The sequence below is a fragment of the Lysinibacillus sp. GW823-FHT02G10 genome (assembly GCF_058797135.1).
The window spans coordinates 1109793-1127602 of the sequence record NZ_JBXAJI010000001.1; the positions used below are offsets into that span (position 1 = coordinate 1109793).

Consider the following 17810-nt stretch of genomic DNA (forward strand, 5'->3'; position numbering starts at 1 on the left):
CTAAAAATGGTAAAATTAGTACAATCAACGGATGGGGGGACTAGCATTGACACACCATGTAGAGCTGATTGAAATGAATAGTGAGCTGTTAGAGGGGAAGGGCAGCTTTTGTTTACGAAGCAAGAAAAAAACAGAGGGCTATCAGAACAAAAACAAATGGCTTAATCAACAATTTGAAAAGGGCTTACATTACATACAAGTACTTGAAAATCAAAAACAAGTAGGTTTTATAGAATATACAGACGCGGAATACTCTTCAAGAGTTTTACATGCAGATGGCTATGTGGTGATTCACTGTTTATGGGTAAGTGCAGTGGGTAAGGGCTATGGTACACAATTACTGAAGAGGTGCTTAAAGGATGCCAAGGAACGTGGGAAAAAGGGAGTGGTGGTCATTACAAATGACCAAACTTCCTGGACGCCAAGCAAGGATTTATTTTTACAGCATCAGTTTCAGCATATGGCAACAGCACTCAATGATTTTGAATTATGGGCCTTTCCATTTCATGAAAGCGTTGAACGGCCATACTTTCCTGATAATTGGCAGGAACGATTAACGAGATTTCCTCATTTAACGATTTTACGTTCCTTTCAATGTCCATATGTAGACGTCGCCACGGAAAATATTCAATTAGCTGCCGAAAAATTAGGATTGCAGCCAGTGCTGGTGGATCTTCAAACGAGAGAAGAGCTGATGGAGAAATCACCGACACCATATGGTATTTTTTCAGTAGTTTATAAAGGACAATTGATTGCCTTTCATCGATTAACCGTGCATTCCGTATATAAAAAACTGCAAAAACTCATGAATAATTTCTGATAGGATGCAACTTTTTTGGACACTGGCACGTTATATTCTTATAGCATTTCTATGATTCTTTGAGTTTTTTGTTGACTGCTACTAGGAAATGAGTAAAATTAAAAGGCAGTACCATAATATGCCTAAACTTAGTAGTATGATGGCTGAATAGGTGCTGGAATGCTAGTTATAATGAAGCATGATCGGACAAGGTCTGTCATGAAATTTTGACAGTCTTTTTCTTTTCGTCTTCTGGATAACCTGTTAAGATGGTAGTAGTGTGACAACAAGTTAGTGTAAATGAGAGTGGTGACAATCAAGATGGATGAACAGAAAAAAGAAAGTACAGAACAGCAGCAGGAGCCGACTCCAGCTGAAATAAAGCCGGCAGGACAATTTATACAACTGAAACCGTTTAAATTTATCATGCTAATGTTCTTTACAATTCTTATTACGGCAGGTTTAACAATATTTGCGTTAACCTTTGGTGATAAGAAAGTAGTAGAAGTGAAAGTTCCGATTGAACGAGAGGAATTTACAAAATTATATGAAGCATTTGATTTACTGAAAAATAACTATTACCAAGATATTGACGATGAAAAAGTGGTCGATGGTGCGATCAATGGTATGTTTGATGCATTAGGCGATCCTTATTCCGATTTCATGGTAAAGGAAGAAGCGGATCAATTTAATTCTGGCTTATCTTCAAGCTTCCAAGGAATTGGTGCAGAAATCCAAGAACGTAATGGTTATATTACAGTTGTGTCACCTATCAAAAATTCTCCTGCTGAAAAGGCAGGCTTATTACCAAAAGATATTATCTTAACAGTTGATGGGAAAAGTATTCAGGGCTTAAGTGCAACAGAGGCAGTTGCACTGATTCGTGGCGAAAAAGGAACACCCGTAAAATTAACGGTAAAACGTGGCGAAAATACGGAACCTATTCAAATGACAATTGTTCGTGATGACATCCCAGTCGAAACCGTTTATGGTGAAATGCTGGATGGCAATATTGCCCATATTCAAGTTACATCATTTAGTGAACAAACTGCCCAAGAGCTTGAAAAAATCCTTACTGAGTATGAAGGCAAAGGAATGAAGGGCATTGTATTAGATTTACGTCAAAATCCTGGTGGCTACCTAAAGGCTGCAGTCGATATCTCTAATTTCTTTGTACCAGAAGGAAAGGCGATTGTGCAGGTACAAGAAAAAGATGCGGAGCCTCAAATTACAAATGCCATAGCAGGTAAAAAATATAACCTACCGATTACGGTACTAGTTGATAGTGGCAGTGCTTCAGCCTCTGAGATTTTGGCAGGAGCATTAAAAGAGTCAGTTGGTGCTAAAGTTGTTGGTGAAACATCATTCGGTAAAGGAACTGTCCAAAATGTTACACCATTAAAAGACGGCTCTAATTTGAAATTTACGACAGGTAAATGGTTAACACCGAAGGGCAACTGGATTAATGAAAAAGGAATTGAGCCTGATGTCAAAGTTGCGTATCCATCCTATGCCTCTTTACCATACTTGAATACCTCTTTAGAAATGAAGACAGGCCTACAATCTGACTCTGTGAAAGCAGCAGAGGAGATGCTTCAGGTGCTAGGGTATGAGCCTGGTGAAGTAGATGGGATCTTTGATGACAATACCGCACAGGCAGTAGAAAAACTACAAGCAGCGAACAACCTTGAAGAAACAGGCATTCTAACAGGTAATACAACGTATGCTTTAATGGATGCGTTACGTGCAAAAATGAAAGCCGATGATCCTCAGTTACTAAAAGCGAAAGAGCTTCTTGTAGGAACAGCCGAAAAAACAGAGGAAACAACAAACTAACAATGTAGCTGTCGCAACAGTTGTCTTTCACGGCATCTGCGACAGCTTTTTTTATGGGAGGAACTAATATGAAAGATGTGTACCTATTTAGTGGCTTTTTAGGGAGTGGCAAAACATCCATGCTGACAGATGTCATTCGCCAGCTAAAAGAAAAGAAATTAAAGCCTGCTGTTATTATGAATGAGCTCGGGAAGCTGCCATTTGACTCGCAGGCAGTGGAAAAGGATATCCCGCTAAAGGAGATGCTAGAGGGCTGTATTTGCTGTTCGGGTGCTGAAAAAACAGAGGCACAAATTCAATCTCTTCTATTAGATAGTGATTTTGATGTGCTCATTATCGAGACAACAGGTGCAGCACATCCTGTAGAAGCTTTGGATGCCGTTTTTTCACCGCTTTTTGCAGATCAGCTCAATGTGAAAGGCATTATCACGGTGGCGGATTCTAAGCTCTGGCTACACCGTGATACATTAACACCACAAGTGCGCTCTTTATTTCTGGAGCAAATTCGCCATGCACATCTATTGTTAGCAAATAAAACAGACTTATTAACAGAGGCAGAGCAAGGTCAGGTCGTCTATGAACTGCAGGGCTTGAACCCTCATGCCTTTATATTGCAAACGACAAATGGACGCGTACCACTCAGCTTATTAGAGGGGCTGAAGGCAACAACACAGGTCGATAAAGCAGATATAGTTAAAGCGCCAATAGCCTCAATGCAGCTGGGCTCTCGCTTAGTAGATTTTACAGATCAGGAATTTACACAGGAGCAGTTTGAAGATTGGGTGCGTGAATTACCTGAAACGATTTATCGTATGAAAGGCTATGTACCAATTAAGGGCATCAAAAACCCAATGTTGTTCCAATATGCTTATGGAATGGTGCAATGGCTCCCAGAATATATAAAAATGCCAGCAAAACTTGTTATTATTGGAGAGAATGTTAGTGCTTTACCTGTTATTGGGGAGAATTGAAGAATAAAGCAACCAGTGAATTTCTGCACGTGAACAACCTGTGTAGCTTTACACAGGTTGTTTTATTTTTATGTAAATGAAATGTAACGATCTTGTAACACAATTGTAATATTAAGCTAACATGAGGCTACGACACTAGCCGTCTCAGGGTGATGCAAAGAAAGTAATGAAGAAAGGCGATTAAAAAATGAGTGTATAAAACATACATTTTTTATTCATATCAGCTGTTTATTTTCTAAAATATTTACGAGTTTAGGAGGGGTGTCAACCCTCTTTCAAACGTAAGTATTTCATAGATTGGTGAAACCTGCTAAAAAATAACGCGAAAAAAACGTGATTTTTCGCGCATTTTCTTCTTCGTTGGCGTAGTTAGCAGATGTTGGTAAGATTTTAATGAAAATCATCCCTTACGATTAGTGGCAGAGAAGGAGGAATTGCAAACATGAAAAAAACACTAACTGCAATTTGTGCAACATTTCTTTTAGCAGCTCCAATTCAAATAGCTTCTGCTGCTGCAAATACAACAGAGGGGAATTCCGTACAGCAATCAACAAACTGTAATGTTTATTATTATAAATGGTCAAACAATAATCATAAGTGGACGATTAAACTTCCACAGGCATCGACACCATCTAATGAGACGCCAACAACAAATAATACAACACCAACAAAGCCAAATAATAATCAATCATCACAAAATGAAAAGCCAGCAACACCACCAACTACTTCAACACCATCAACAACAACTTCAGATGTGGACGCATTTGAACAAGAAGTAGTAAAATTAACAAACGCTGAGCGTACAAAAGCTGGTTTATCACCACTTCAAACAGATGCAAAATTAATGGCTGCAGCTCGTGAAAAATCACAAGATATGCAAACAAATAAATATTTCTCACATACGAGCCCAACATTTGGTTCACCATTTGATCGTATGAAAGCTTTAGGTATCGCTTATAAAGCTGCAGGTGAAAACATTGCTCAAGGTCAACGTTCACCACAAGAAGTAGTACAAGCGTGGATGGACTCACCAGGACACCGTGCGAACATTTTAAACGGTAAATTTACACACATCGGTGTAGGTTATGTGAAATCAGGTAACTACTGGACACAACAATTTATCCAAAAATAATCATTTATTAATAGAAAGATGCTCTATAAGTCTTTAAAGGCTTATAGAGCATCTTTTTTTATTGAATTAATGGTAAAATTTGATGAGAAAGGGAGGATAGAATTGAAACAATATAGCATAGCAATGGCGATTTTCTCATTAGCCGTGTCGTTTTTAATAGGAAGCTGGCTCATCGCCACTAGTTTAAAAGAGCAGCCAAAGGAATCCGTGCAACACCAGCTATTGTCACAGCAAGAGGCAGCTGATTATTTAGGAATCAGTGTAGTGGAAGTGCTAAAATTAACAGAAGTGCCAGACGGATCTAATAGTTACATAAGCGAAATCCCTCATGTGAAGGTAGGGGACAAAGTCTATTATCCAAAGCAAGCCATTGATCGCTGGCTATTGGATATGGAATTAATCGTAGTACCTTAAGAAAAACATATGAACTATTTCTTTGGATAGGGGCATCACCTAATAAAAAAGAGCGCTTCTCCAGCGAAAAACGGTCGATGAAACTTTTCTTTCTCTTTTATAAATAGTAGTTTTTAAACTGTATTTTGGGGGAATTGATAAATAAGTAGTGGGTAAAAAGTAGGGAGAGGTGAGATGGATGAAAAAGCCGAATCTATTAAAGCAGTTTTTTACAAAAGAAGAAAGACCGCATACGTTTGCGCTGGCAACAGCTCAAGATCATCGTTTATTTTCATATGCCATGTCCTTTGCCAAGTATCACCCCGATATGATGATTGTGTTTTCGGCAGATGGCGAAATTATTTACGTCAATCAAGAAGCACTCTATGAACTATTACAATATCGACCTAGTCATGCAGAAGATTTCAAGAAAATTCTGACTGATGCAGATTATAAACGATTAAAAAGAGCGTTCAATCGAACATTACGAGGAAAGTCGGTCAAGATTGATATTGAAAGACTCCAGCATCAAGGACAAAACCTAAGCCTCGTACTGACGTTTATACCAATAAAAAATGACGACAATCAGGCGGAGGGGCTCTATTTAATCATTGAAGATATGTCCACGTATTCAGCCATGAAGCATCAGTTAATGCTACATGAGAAGCATTTAAATTACGCCCAGCATATTGCGGCAGTTGGGAGCTGGGAGTACTTTATTCAGCATGACAAACTGTTTTGCTCAGATAACTTTTATCATATTTTTGGCTTTGCACGTTCAGATAACGATGGTATTGAGCACGTTTTCCAGTTCATTCATCCAGATGATTATGAAAGGACATATGATGCATTTAATCATGCTCGAAAAGGGACTAATTTTGACAGTGACTTCCGAATTTATCACGGTAAAACCAATGAGCTGCGTTTTCTACAGGCAGCCGCCGAAGTCATATGGAAGGATGACAAGCCCTTTAAGATGATTGGGGTTGTCAAAGACGAAACAGCTTTCAAACTACTTGAGAAAACACTAAATGATACATTAGCCAACTATCATTCTATCTTTGACAATTTAGATGCAGGGATTTGGATGCGAGATTCCATTCGGGGCAATATGCTGTTCGCCTCTAAAGGGTTGGAAGGAATTCTTGGTATTCCATTAGCTAAGCTTTATGATGACTCAGAAGTATGGATTAATATGATTCATCCTGCACATCGTGAGGAGGTATTAGCGTATACAGATCATCTCGCTTCAGGCAAAAGCTATCAAGTGATTTATCGTATCCTAACGGGGGAGAATCAGACAAAGTGGTTGCTGGAGCAAATTGTGCCGAGACTCGATCAGCAAGGGGAGGTCAACCATATTTTCGGCTTAGTAACTGATATTACAAAGGAGATTGAACGAGAAAAGAAGCTTAATTATTTAGTGTATTATGATGAATTGACAGGTTTACCAAATCGCTTGAGCTTACATGATAAAGTTGATACCTTATGCTTAGCTGGCGAACCCTTCGCACTATTATATATTTCGATTAACCGCTTTCATATCTTAAATAATGCGCTAGGTACGAAAATCGGTGATGAGCTTCTGCGCACGGTGACCAACTACTTTTCAACACTAACAGATGATCACAGTTACATGGCACGTTTAGACAATCAGCATTTTATCATTGTCATAAAAAAATATGTGAGCAAGCAACATATTTACGCGCTGGCTAGCCGTGTACTGAAAACCTTTGATACACCTTTTTCGATAAAAGACTATCACTTGCACCTATCTGCTAGTATTGGTATTGCTTTTTACCCAGAGGAGGGCTTAACGAGAAACATTTTATTAGAAAATGCATATTCTGCTTTATGCTATGCGCAACAGCAGGGAAGGAATCGTTTTCATATTTATGCCTTTACAGAGGATATTACTTCCTATAAGCAGTATGTGTTAGACCGAGATATGCGACAAGCCATGTTAAATGAGGAATTCGAATTATATTTCCAACCAATGGTAGAGCCGCAAAAGGGGGTTATCAATGGTGCAGAAGCGTTAATTCGTTGGCATCATAAAGAATGGGGCCTTGTGTCACCTGGTGAATTTATTCCATTAGCGGAAGAAAACCATATGATTCACATCATTACAGATTGGGTGATTAAAAAAGCATGTGCGTTGTTACAGCACTGGAAGCAGCAAGGGCATGTGCTGCGAACAATTAGTATTAAGATATCGCCAATCCGTCTGATGAAAAAAGGCTTTATTCAGTTTGTCCAAGAGCAATTACAGGTAAATTCGATTGACGCTCATTATATACAGTTCGAGATTAGCGAAAGTACCATCTTAAAAAATAGTACAAGTGTGATGACCGTTCTTAAAGAATTACAAGACATCGGTGTCAAAATTGCTATTGGTGATTTTGGAACAGGCTACTCTTCCTTAGAATCATTGCGAACATTCCAACCAACGACACTCCATATCTATGAAGCGTTTATCCGTGAAATTCGTCATGATCGTCCGATTGAAAATGGACTCATTTCAGCAACGATTTATTTAGCCAAAATGCTTGGTATTCAGGTTGTGGCAAAAGGAGTTGAAAGTTACGAGCAATTTATCTTTTTAAAGCAGCAAGAATGTGATTATTTGCAAGGTAGTATTTATACGAAGGCTGTTCCCGCGAAAGCCTTTGAAAAAATGCTGGCACAAGGCATTTTAACACCACAAAAAGCGATTATTCATAAAAAACCTGTGGTGGAGCGACGCAAATATTATCGTTTTCAATTCCCGGCCTATGTGAAGGGCTTTATGACGATTATCGAAATGAATGAGCAAAAAATTAATATCGGTCATACCCCGATCATCATTGAAAATATTAGCTTAGGCGGCATGAAGATTCGCTCTTCTTTGAAGCTACCCGTTAATCAAACGATGAAATTTAAATTTAGCTTTATTTTAATGAATCAATCATTTAACCTAGAGGGTACTTTTAGATGGACCTTAGAAGAAAAATACCAAATCTATTCTTATGGCGTCGCCTTTAATTTGACGCAGGAGGATGAAGGAAAATTAGCCCCGATCATCAATCGAATGACAGCCTTGCATAATCACCATGAAAAAATAGAGGGAACGCCCTTTATGTATGAGGATATTGAAGCTTATTTTAAAAAATAGCTGATCATGAAGATGCCCAAATGTTCTAGAGGGCATCTTTTTTTCATGGCGTGGAATCACACGAACTAAGCGTTTGAAATACACGAAAAATGCTTATACTCTCCAGTAGAGGAGGCGTTTTATGGATAAAGTGGAGTATATGATCAAAAGCCTACAAAAAGCATTCTACCATTCCTCGGATTTGACCGTCAGACAAATAGATTGGCATGAAGGGGACACGGCTATTTTATGCTTTTACGCTTCTCTTGTTGATGCGAAGGAAGTCCAAAAAATACTGGATACCATTTATGCACGTTTAGATACAGAAAAACCTTTTTGGAGTGAAACCCTACTTACAACACTCGATAATTTTGCGCTACCGCAAGCGATTGAACGGGTTTGCCAAGGTGAAACGCTCGTGATTTTGCCTGATACGGGAAAAATGCTGACGTTAGCGATTACCAATGAAGTTCGTCGTAATCTTGAGGAGCCAAACAATGAACATATTCTGCGAGGCTCCCATGAGGGTCTTGTGGAGCGGGCGGATACCAATTTAACATTGATACGAAAACGAGTGAATAATCCCGCTCTTGTGGTCAAATCTTTTACAATTGGACAACAAACTAACACTAAAGCTTATTATCTCTATATGGATGGGGTTATACAGCCTGAAACCTTACAAGAGATGGAAAAGCGGATTGCGGACATTAAAATCGACTATTTTTATAGTATTGGCCAGTTAAGTGATGCACTAGAGGATTCCGTGTTATCGCCATTTCCACAATTGTTAAATACAGAGCATCCAGATCGTGTGGTAGCCCACTTAGTGGAGGGTAAAGTTGTGGTCATGACCAATATTTCGCCGTCTGCCTTGATTGGCCCTGTGACATTTTTCTCTTTCTATCAAACACCTGATGACTATAATAGTCGGGTAGTGGTTGGCTCTTTTTATAAAATAGTGCGTTTACTGTCGTTTGTAACGGCGGTTTTTTTACCAGCATTTTATATTGCTGTGATTAGCTTTCACTTTGAGGTATTACCCTTAGAATTAAGTAATCAAGTAAAAAATGATGTTAATGATATACCTTATCGACCGTTAATTGAAGCACTGATACTTGAGATTATTATGGAGCTCATTCGAGAATCAAGTATTCGTTTACCACAATCAGTAGGGCAAACGATTGGGATCGTAGGGGGATTAGTGATAGGAGATGCCATTGTAAGTGCGGGACTCGTGTCGAACTTAATGGTCATTGTTGTCGCCTTAACGGCCATTTCAAGCTATGTTGTCCCGTCCGTTGAATTGAATAGCACGATTCGCATGATCCGTTTTCCGTTTATGCTACTTGCCTCATTATTTGGGTTTTTAGGCATTGTGGTAGGAGTTGTCATCCTATTAATTCATTTAATTAGTTTAACGTCATTGAAACAGCCGTATTTTTCACCTATCGTACCATTTCAACCGAAAGCTGTTTATAAAATTTTTTTACGCTGGCCATTTATTAGACCGACAGTCCAAGTTACTTCCTTTCAACCACCGAAGGATGAAAAGGGAAAAAATGAGGATACACCATGAATTTTTCTCTATCAAAGGCACAATTTTTTTTACTACTCTTTATCATTCAGACAGGTGTTGTCTACATTGCCTTTCAAACACCGTTAATCATATACAGTCAACATAGTGCATGGTATGTCTTCTTCCTTGCTAGCATCTTCCATTACGGCTTGCTGTTATTTTTTGAACGCTATTATCAATTTTTCTTTTTAAATGGGTTCTTTCGCTGGGTCTATCTGATCTATTGGTTATTAATAACAGCTGTATTAATTGCCTATATGGGGTATGTTCTGGCCTCATGGGTCTTGCCCCGAACACCTGAATGGATTGTTGTCATGATGATTGTAGGGCTATCTTTGTATGCCAATTTAGTTAGACCAGAAACCATCATCAATATTGGTGTCATGCTAATTCCTATTATTTTCCTCTTTGTCATTTTTTTAATGCTGGCTATTCCAGATTTAACGTGGAGTAATCTTTTTCCCGTTGAGTGGAATAATACTAGGCAAATCATGGCGGGCATGATTCATAGCATGTATGCCTTTTTTGGGATTGAAATGTACCTCCTTTATCGTCCATTTCTCAAACAGGATTTACAGGTGAAGGGAAAGCCCTTATTGATTTATCAACTCGTCATTTTTATCTTTTATTTTATTTCGGTTGTCTTTACACAAATGTTCTTTGCTTTGGAGGAGGTTCAACTAATACCAGAGCCTATTATGTATATTTTAAAATCACAGGAAGTGAATTTTGTAAAACGGCTGGATATTTTTTTCATCTATATTTGGCTTTCTTGGTCCATTGTTACGGTCATGATCTACGGTTTGTCCTTTCGTGTGCTTTATTTGTCAAAAAAACGGAAGCATCCGAAACGAAGTATTGTTTTTTTTCATCTTCTCTTAGCCATCCTGCCGCTATTTGTCATGCAATTTCAGCGCATTGAGTTTATCAAAAATTCTATACACTACGTACTCATTGTGTTTACGATTCTACTACCAATGATGATAATTTGTTGGAATAAATGGAGGGGAAAACGTGTATCGTAAAGGGATTATGCTCCTCTTGTCTATGTTACTTTTAGCTGGCTGTTGGGATGAACGACTTTATAAAAACGCTTCCGTTGTGACGCTCGTTGGGGTGGACGGATATATAGGGGCATACAAGGGATATTATGCCTATCCGAATACAGCAGCTCAGCAAAATGAAGTGATTGAAGCGGACGGCATTTCACCAAGAGATGTACGGAATCAAGCCAATTTAAAAGTAGAACAAACACTTGATTTATCTGAGTTATCGACCATCCTTGTATCGGACCAAACGGTAAGAGAGCCTCTTTATGATATTTTGGATATTTATTTTCGTGATCCCCAAAACCCGATTTCGATAAAAATTGCTGTAACAGAAGGGGATGTCAAGCCGTTTATAGAGCTAACAAAGGATTTAGCAGGGGGGGCAGGAGGCTATTATGAACGTTTTATGGAAAGCACAGAGGAAAATACAATTTTTCCGAAATTAGATTTACAGACGGTTGGCTCCATGCTATTTGAACAGACAATTGATATAGCACTTCCGTATATTCAGTTAAGTGAGGATAAAAAGCATGCTGTTGCGGCAGGTGTCGCTTTGTTCTCAGGTCAAACGTTTACGGGTACAATATTAACACCAAAACAATCTCTCACGATGCTTCTCTTAATGAATCAACCTAGCAAACAAGCGCGGATGAGCTATATGTGGAAGCATGATGGAAAATCGATGCCAATCACGGCTGATGTTATTCATATCAAGCGTCAATGGACGGTGAATGAGGAATTAAAAAGAATAGACATGGATTATCTCATAGAGGTAGAAATTGAGGAATTTGCACATGACCATTTATATAAAGACCCCGTTTTCAAGGAGGTTCAGCAGTTGATTCAAGATCATGTGCAGGCAGAGTTTGAGGAGGTTTTGCGGATTCTTCAAGGTCAGCAATCGGATACGTTGGGGATTGGTCGATATATTCGTGCTTATCACCCCAAAATGTTTCAGAAGGATTGGCCTGCTATCTATGCATCCTTACAGCTAGTGCCGTCTGTTCAAGTGAAAATCATTCGTACAGGTGTTTTACGCTAAAAAAATCGCCTTTCTCAAGTTAGAGAAAAGCGATTTTTTGTTGTTAAACAGTGACTCTTTTTTGAACAACCAATAGACGGATTAAAAGAGTAATTGCGCCCATTGTTAAACCTGCCACAAGGCCAATCCAATAGCCAAATGGACCGAAATCCGTATGTGTGGCAAGGGTATACCCAACTGGCAAGCCAATCACCCAATAAGATATAATGGCCATGATAAACGTGATCATAACATCTTTATAGCCTCTCAATGCGCCTTGTACTGGTGCTTGTATCGCATCAGATAGCTGGAAAATGGCTGCGTAGACTAAAAATTGTACAGCATACTCAAGTACCATCTGATCTGTCGTATACATATGTGCTACAGGTTCACGTAAAATAAACAAGATGCAAGCTGATATAAAGCTAAATAAAATGGCTGTGCCGACACATAAATAACTATACATACGAGCATCTCGCATGCGACCAGCGCCGATCTCAAAACCTACTAATATGGTGACACCCATAGAAATACTGAGCGGAACCATGTATAACAGAGAAGTGAAATTGATGGCAATCTGATGGGCTGCGATGATTTCTGTGCTAAAATTACTCATCATCATGGTCACAGCAGAAAAAATACTTGTTTCTGCAAATAGGGAAATACCGATCGGTACCCCAATCAATAAAATTTCCTTCCATCGAAGCCATTCAAGCTTTGGCCAATCATGAAACAGACGGAATCGTTCGAACGGTACTCGTTTAGCGATGATCCATACTGTAATCATGAATATTAGCCAGTACGTTATTGCTGTCGCTACACCAGCTCCGATGCCGCCAAGCTCAGGCGCACCAAATTTGCCGAAAATAAAGATATAGTTCAGCACGATATTAATGGGTGTTGTCATTAAGGTAATGATCATCGTGACCCGTGTCTGACCAAGGGCATCAATAAAGCAACGCATTACAAAAAATAAGAAAAGTGGCAAAAGACCCGCACACATCGCATAGATGTAGCCTTTTGCAATGCTATGTACAGCAGACTCTAAGTTCATCTTACTAAGTATCCAATCAATGCCAAAGAAGAGTCCTGTAAAAATAAGGATCGCCAGCAATATGGCGACATAAATGCCTTGCTGGACTGCCTTTTTTGCATCCATCTCTTTTTTCGCTCCCACAAGCTGTGAGACAATTGGCGTAATAGCTAGGAGTATACCTGAAAGTCCAGTATAAATCGGCATCCATATAGAGGAACCAATCGAAACACCTGCTAAATCAACCGTCCCGTAACGACTGGACATTAAAATATCAAAAAATGAAATAAGATAAATAGCTACCTGTGTCACTAAAATAGGGACAATCATTTTTAAGAGTAGCACGTATTTTTCCTTAATTGTGGATGTTTGATACATATTTTCTACTTCCTTCATGAACATAATGAACAAGTATAGCATATGTAAAGAGAGAAAAGCTGAAATTTTCATGCTTCATCTATATCTTTTCGTCAGCATATAGTAAAATAGAACACTGTAAACAAAAAGTAGTGCTAACTACAATGGTTTTTAAGGAATAGGAGAATTTGTGTGAAACAACAAACAATCATTTTAACCGGTGGTGGGACAGCTGGCCATGTATCGTTAAATCAGGCGATACTCCCGTCTTTACTAGAACTTGGTTATGATGTCCACTATATTGGCTCAGAGCAAGGTATTGAAAAAGAATTAATTGGCGAGGCGTTCCCCGATGTTCCGTTTTATGGCATTGCGAGTGGTAAATTGCGTCGTTATTTCTCCATGAAAAATTTTACAGATCCATTTAAAGTGCTTGCTGGAATGATGCAGGCTTTTCGTATTATTAAAAAAGTGAAGCCACAGGTTGTCTTTTCAAAGGGAGGGTTTGTCTCTGTACCCGTTGTGATGGCAGCGAAATTAGCAGGTGTGCCAGTCGTCATCCATGAATCTGATGTAACACCTGGTCTTGCTAATAAAATAGCCTTACCTTTTGCTTCACATGTATTCACAATTTTTGAAGAAACTCTGAAGCATTTACCTCAAGAGAAGGCTACTTGCACAGGCTCCATTATTCGTCCTGAGTTATTTGAGGGAGAAAGAGCAAGGGGGCTAGCTTTCTGCGGCTTTTCTACTTTAAAGCCTGTTTTACTTGTTATGGGAGGGAGTTTAGGCTCTGTTGTCTTAAATGAGGCACTACGTAAAAACTTACCAGAGCTCCTCAAGCAATTTCACATCATTCATTTATGTGGGAAGGGGAATTATGATGAAGCACTGGAGGCAATGCCAGGCTACAAGCAATTTGAGTATGTGACAACAGAGTTACCTGATTTATTGCATGCTGCAGACTTTATTGTGTCACGAGCAGGCTCTAACTCCATTTTTGAATTTTTAGCGCTTCACAAGCCGATGCTATTAGTACCTCTCTCAGCGCAAAAAAGTCGTGGAGATCAAATTTTAAATGCCAACTTGTTTAAAAAACAAGGTTACGCAGAAGTGTTACAGGAAGACGAGTTGACAAAGGAATCTTTTATGAAGTCTGTTCATACACTAACAGAGCGTAAAGTGGAAATGGTGGAGACAATGGCAAAAACGCAAAAACCAAAAACACCAGATGAAATGGCGTCATTAATTTTACGGTACAAGAAATAAGTGCTATTTGAAAAAAGAAAAGAAGCTATGAGGTAGGTCGAAATGACAAAACCTTATAGCTTCTCTTTTATATATACACACTACATTGCTTGCTCTTCGCCTTCTTGCATTTGATGTGCCGTTGTTAGGTAGAATAAATCTTTTGGAATTTTAAATAAATTAAATTGTGCCTCACCGCTATTAACCTGCGCTAATAATGTTGGATGACTTTCATTGGCACTCACCACATAGGGAAGCTTTAAAGCAGCACGCTGTGATTTTAAATTTTCAACACGTATACGGAGAAAGACCGTATGAAAATTATAGTCAAAAAATAACTCGTTCAAAAATAACATTTTTGCTTTTTGATTATAACCTTTACCTTGGTAAGGGAGTCCAATCCACGTTCCTAGAAAGCCTGCACCGTCCTCCACATCGTGAATACTAATGGTGCCGATTGGTTGACCCCAATCATCAGTTATGGTCCTCGAGATAGCGAGTCCTCTCGCTTCCTCTTCAATCAGTTGTTTTGTCATAAACCAATATTCATCAGCGGATGTGGCTTTTTGACGGACAAAAGGGAATACAGAAGGGTGTGATAATAGCTCATAAAGCTCTGTACATTCATGCAGGTCTCGATGTTTAAGCATACGAAACGCCTCCTTTACTAGGGTAGTTAAAACAATTCCGTTGAAGCATAAAGAAGAAAACTAAAATTCGTACTGGAATTAAAACCCAAAGAACTAGACGTTATAACTATGATATTCCATAATCTCCCGCTGTCTTACTGATTTCGACCATACCGAAAAAAGGCTAGTTTTTTAAATATAATATAACATATAAACTGCTTGATGCAATCATTTTGCTCGTAAAAAAACAAAATTTGAGTTTAATAGTCAGTAAATTCTGATAAATGAAATGTGATTATCCATAATATTGTTGTTTTTTAGCATTAAGACTAACCTATCAATTTTAACTAATATTAATCATTTATCTGCATCTTTAGTAGGATTGTTGGCTTGTTATAATAGGTAATATATCAAATATTATCCTTAAAAGGATATAATTTTTACGATTCTAGAAAGGTAATTTTTTATTTTTATGTTATAATAGTAGTATTATTTTTAATCTAACAACACATACATACGAACATTTCTATCATGATGGCAATGGCTTTTCTGGAGGTGACAGCATGGAGTATATTTTAAGCGAAGATTTCTTTAACTCATTATTTATTGGCAAGGATTTTGTTTTTCTCGTGAAAAAAGTAGGGGACGATTATCAATATATTCGCTTAAATCAAGCAGCTCAAGATCTGTTATCGAATGAGGCGATTGGTAAAATGATTTCGACCGTTACCTCAAAGCGTAATTTTTTGATCATTCAGAAAAATTACCATGAGGCCATTAGAGAACATAAACAGGTTGACTATGTAGATTATGCATATGTTCAGTCGGAGGTTCGTAAATATGAAACATCCGTCAGACCGTTGAAATATAAGAACGAAGACTATATTTTAGCCATCACGAAGGAAATACTTTATGACCGCAGTATTGAAGATAAATTTTTATTTATGCGGTCCATGTTTGACCATGCCTTTTTCTCAACAGTCATTTTATCGGCTGAAGGAATGATATACGAAGTGAATTCAAGCTTTATGGAAGATTTTCAATTAGATAATGAAACCGTCAAACAGAAAATGTTTGTGGATTTACCGATTATTCCAAAGGAAGAAGTTGAACAAATAAAAATTTGTTTGCAGAAAGCTGCAAGAGGGGAAAACGTTGGCGAGAAGTTTATTAAATTGCATACATTGGACCAGCAGGAACGCATGTATTTACTGTCACTATCACCAGTGATGCAGGATGATAATTCCTTTGCCATATTTCTTATCATGCAAGATTTTACACAATTTACTTTACAAAAAGCAGAATTACGCTCGAAGTCTCACGGGCTAGAAGTATTTAAATCTGCATTAAATTCAGCTACAGCCATTGCTGTATTAGATCATAAGGGTAACATTACCGAAGTGAGTGAGATGTTTTTACAGGCTTCTGGCTACACGGCGGAGGAGTTAATCGGTCAGCCCTACGCATTGATCGAACCACGATTCCGTGGGCAAGACCTTTTTCAAATAATTGAAGATAAGCTGGACACGATGGGAATGTGGCGTGGAGAACTTTGCTATCGAACGAAATATCATGCAGATTACTGGGTAGAAACTACCATCGTTCCATTAAAAGATGAGTTTGGTCAAATCGAACAAATTTTAACCATTAACTATGATATTACGGATAAGAAAAGAATGTTCACAGAATTAAAAAATATTGAACGTACTTTCAGACTCATCACAGAAAATACAAATGATTTAATTGTGATTACAAATGAGGATGGCATCATTATTTATGCTTCCCCGTCCTATGGTATTTATTTAGGTTATGAAAATGTAGAGCTACAAGGACAGTTTTACAGTGACATTATTGATCGAGAAAGTAAAGGCGAATGGCAAACATTCTTGAATAATTATACAGGGCAAACAGATTCACAGTTTGAGCTTTTACTGAAGGCGAAAGATGGAACACCGATATGGACAGAAGGAAATGTCACGGTTGTGCACGACCCTGAACGTGAAAAAGTTTCTCAAATTATGATGGTGTCTCGTGAAATTACACATCGCAAAGAAAGGGAAAATGATTTGCTGTATTTAGCCTATCACGACGCTTTAACACAGCTACCTAATCGGCGTTTTTTAGAAAAGGAGTTTCCTAAAATCCTAGCAGAAGCAAATGAAAATCAAACCTGTGTGGCGATGCTCTATATAGATGGTGATGATTTTAAAGAAGTAAATGATCGCTTTGGCCATGAGACGGGCGATGCGTTTATTCAGCGATTCGGCAGTTCCTTGAACAAAACAGTTCGAAGCCATGATATGGTTATTCGAATAGGTGGCGATGAATTTATTGTCATCTTAACTGGCTTAACAAGAGATCAGGAAAAAAGACATCATCAAATTATGCATATTATTCGACGGATTCGCGATGAATTAGCAGAAGGCTGGATGATAGAGGACCATCTTTTTACACCAACTGCTTCAATTGGCATTGCCTATTACCCAGACCATGCTCGAACATTGGATGAGCTAATGGATTTAGCTGACCAAGCATTATATAAATCAAAAGAGTCGGGGAAAAACAACCTCTCCATTTCAGATATACACTAAAAAGTCTGTCCACAAGGTTTTCCTTGTGAGACAGACTTTTTA

The 17810-nt window shown here is 38.4% G+C and carries 13 protein-coding genes; 11 read left to right on the forward strand and 2 right to left on the reverse strand.

Going from position 1 to position 17810, the window contains the following annotated elements; all coding sequences use genetic code 11:
- Positions 1–46 precede the first annotated feature (46 nt).
- The 9 genes from AC1RFD_RS05875 (at position 47) to AC1RFD_RS05915 (ending at position 11931) form a co-directional block, all read left to right on the forward strand.
- On the forward strand, positions 47–820 hold the full coding sequence (locus AC1RFD_RS05875) for a GNAT family N-acetyltransferase (RefSeq protein WP_492474609.1): 774 nt from the start codon (positions 47–49) through the stop codon (positions 818–820).
- A 300-nt stretch (positions 821–1120) separates the two neighbouring features.
- Positions 1121–2635 carry a lmo1851 family serine protease gene (locus tag AC1RFD_RS05880; protein WP_054548616.1) on the forward strand — a complete coding sequence of 505 codons (1515 nt, stop codon included), beginning with the start codon at positions 1121–1123 and terminating at the stop codon, positions 2633–2635.
- 68 nt (positions 2636–2703) lie between these two features.
- A complete protein-coding gene (locus AC1RFD_RS05885; RefSeq protein WP_054548615.1) occupies positions 2704–3606 on the forward strand; it encodes a CobW family GTP-binding protein in 903 nt (300 codons plus the stop codon).
- A 442-nt stretch (positions 3607–4048) separates the two neighbouring features.
- Positions 4049–4738 (forward strand): CAP domain-containing protein, encoded by a 690-nt coding sequence (locus tag AC1RFD_RS05890; RefSeq protein WP_048392912.1) that lies wholly within the window; start codon positions 4049–4051, stop codon positions 4736–4738.
- A gap of 102 nt (positions 4739–4840) precedes the next feature.
- Complete coding sequence (locus AC1RFD_RS05895; protein WP_054548614.1) at positions 4841–5152, forward strand: helix-turn-helix domain-containing protein; 312 nt, start codon at positions 4841–4843, stop codon at positions 5150–5152.
- 178 nt (positions 5153–5330) lie between these two features.
- Positions 5331–8285: an EAL domain-containing protein gene (locus tag AC1RFD_RS05900; RefSeq protein WP_054548613.1), complete on the forward strand. Its 2955-nt coding sequence runs from the start codon at positions 5331–5333 to the stop codon at positions 8283–8285.
- A gap of 121 nt (positions 8286–8406) precedes the next feature.
- Complete coding sequence (locus AC1RFD_RS05905; RefSeq protein WP_048392906.1) at positions 8407–9840, forward strand: spore germination protein; 1434 nt, start codon at positions 8407–8409, stop codon at positions 9838–9840.
- Positions 9837–10865, forward strand: coding sequence for a GerAB/ArcD/ProY family transporter (locus AC1RFD_RS05910; RefSeq protein ID WP_048392904.1), 1029 nt, complete (start codon positions 9837–9839; stop codon positions 10863–10865). The genes AC1RFD_RS05905 and AC1RFD_RS05910 overlap by 4 nt, the downstream gene beginning before the upstream one ends.
- Positions 10855–11931 (forward strand): Ger(x)C family spore germination protein, encoded by a 1077-nt coding sequence (locus AC1RFD_RS05915; protein ID WP_349724756.1) that lies wholly within the window; start codon positions 10855–10857, stop codon positions 11929–11931. Before AC1RFD_RS05910 ends, AC1RFD_RS05915 begins: the two co-directional genes overlap by 11 nt.
- A gap of 43 nt (positions 11932–11974) precedes the next feature.
- On the opposite strand, the gene AC1RFD_RS05920 is transcribed toward AC1RFD_RS05915, so the two are convergent.
- Positions 11975–13321 carry an MATE family efflux transporter gene (locus AC1RFD_RS05920; protein ID WP_066036795.1) on the reverse strand — a complete coding sequence of 449 codons (1347 nt, stop codon included), beginning with the start codon at positions 13319–13321 and terminating at the stop codon, positions 11975–11977.
- 171 nt (positions 13322–13492) lie between these two features.
- Here AC1RFD_RS05920 and murG point away from each other — a divergent pair, with 171 nt between their 5' ends.
- A complete protein-coding gene (gene murG / locus AC1RFD_RS05925) occupies positions 13493–14569 on the forward strand; it encodes an undecaprenyldiphospho-muramoylpentapeptide beta-N-acetylglucosaminyltransferase (RefSeq protein WP_048392899.1) in 1077 nt (358 codons plus the stop codon).
- Positions 14570–14649: 80 nt separating this feature from the next.
- Here the strand turns inward: murG and AC1RFD_RS05930 are convergent, their stop codons facing one another.
- On the reverse strand, positions 14650–15198 hold the full coding sequence (locus tag AC1RFD_RS05930; RefSeq protein ID WP_004230128.1) for a GNAT family N-acetyltransferase: 549 nt from the start codon (positions 15196–15198) through the stop codon (positions 14650–14652).
- Positions 15199–15740: 542 nt separating this feature from the next.
- Here AC1RFD_RS05930 and AC1RFD_RS05935 point away from each other — a divergent pair.
- Positions 15741–17768: a diguanylate cyclase domain-containing protein gene (locus tag AC1RFD_RS05935; protein ID WP_048392897.1), complete on the forward strand. Its 2028-nt coding sequence runs from the start codon at positions 15741–15743 to the stop codon at positions 17766–17768.
- The last annotated feature ends 42 nt before the right edge of the window (positions 17769–17810 follow it).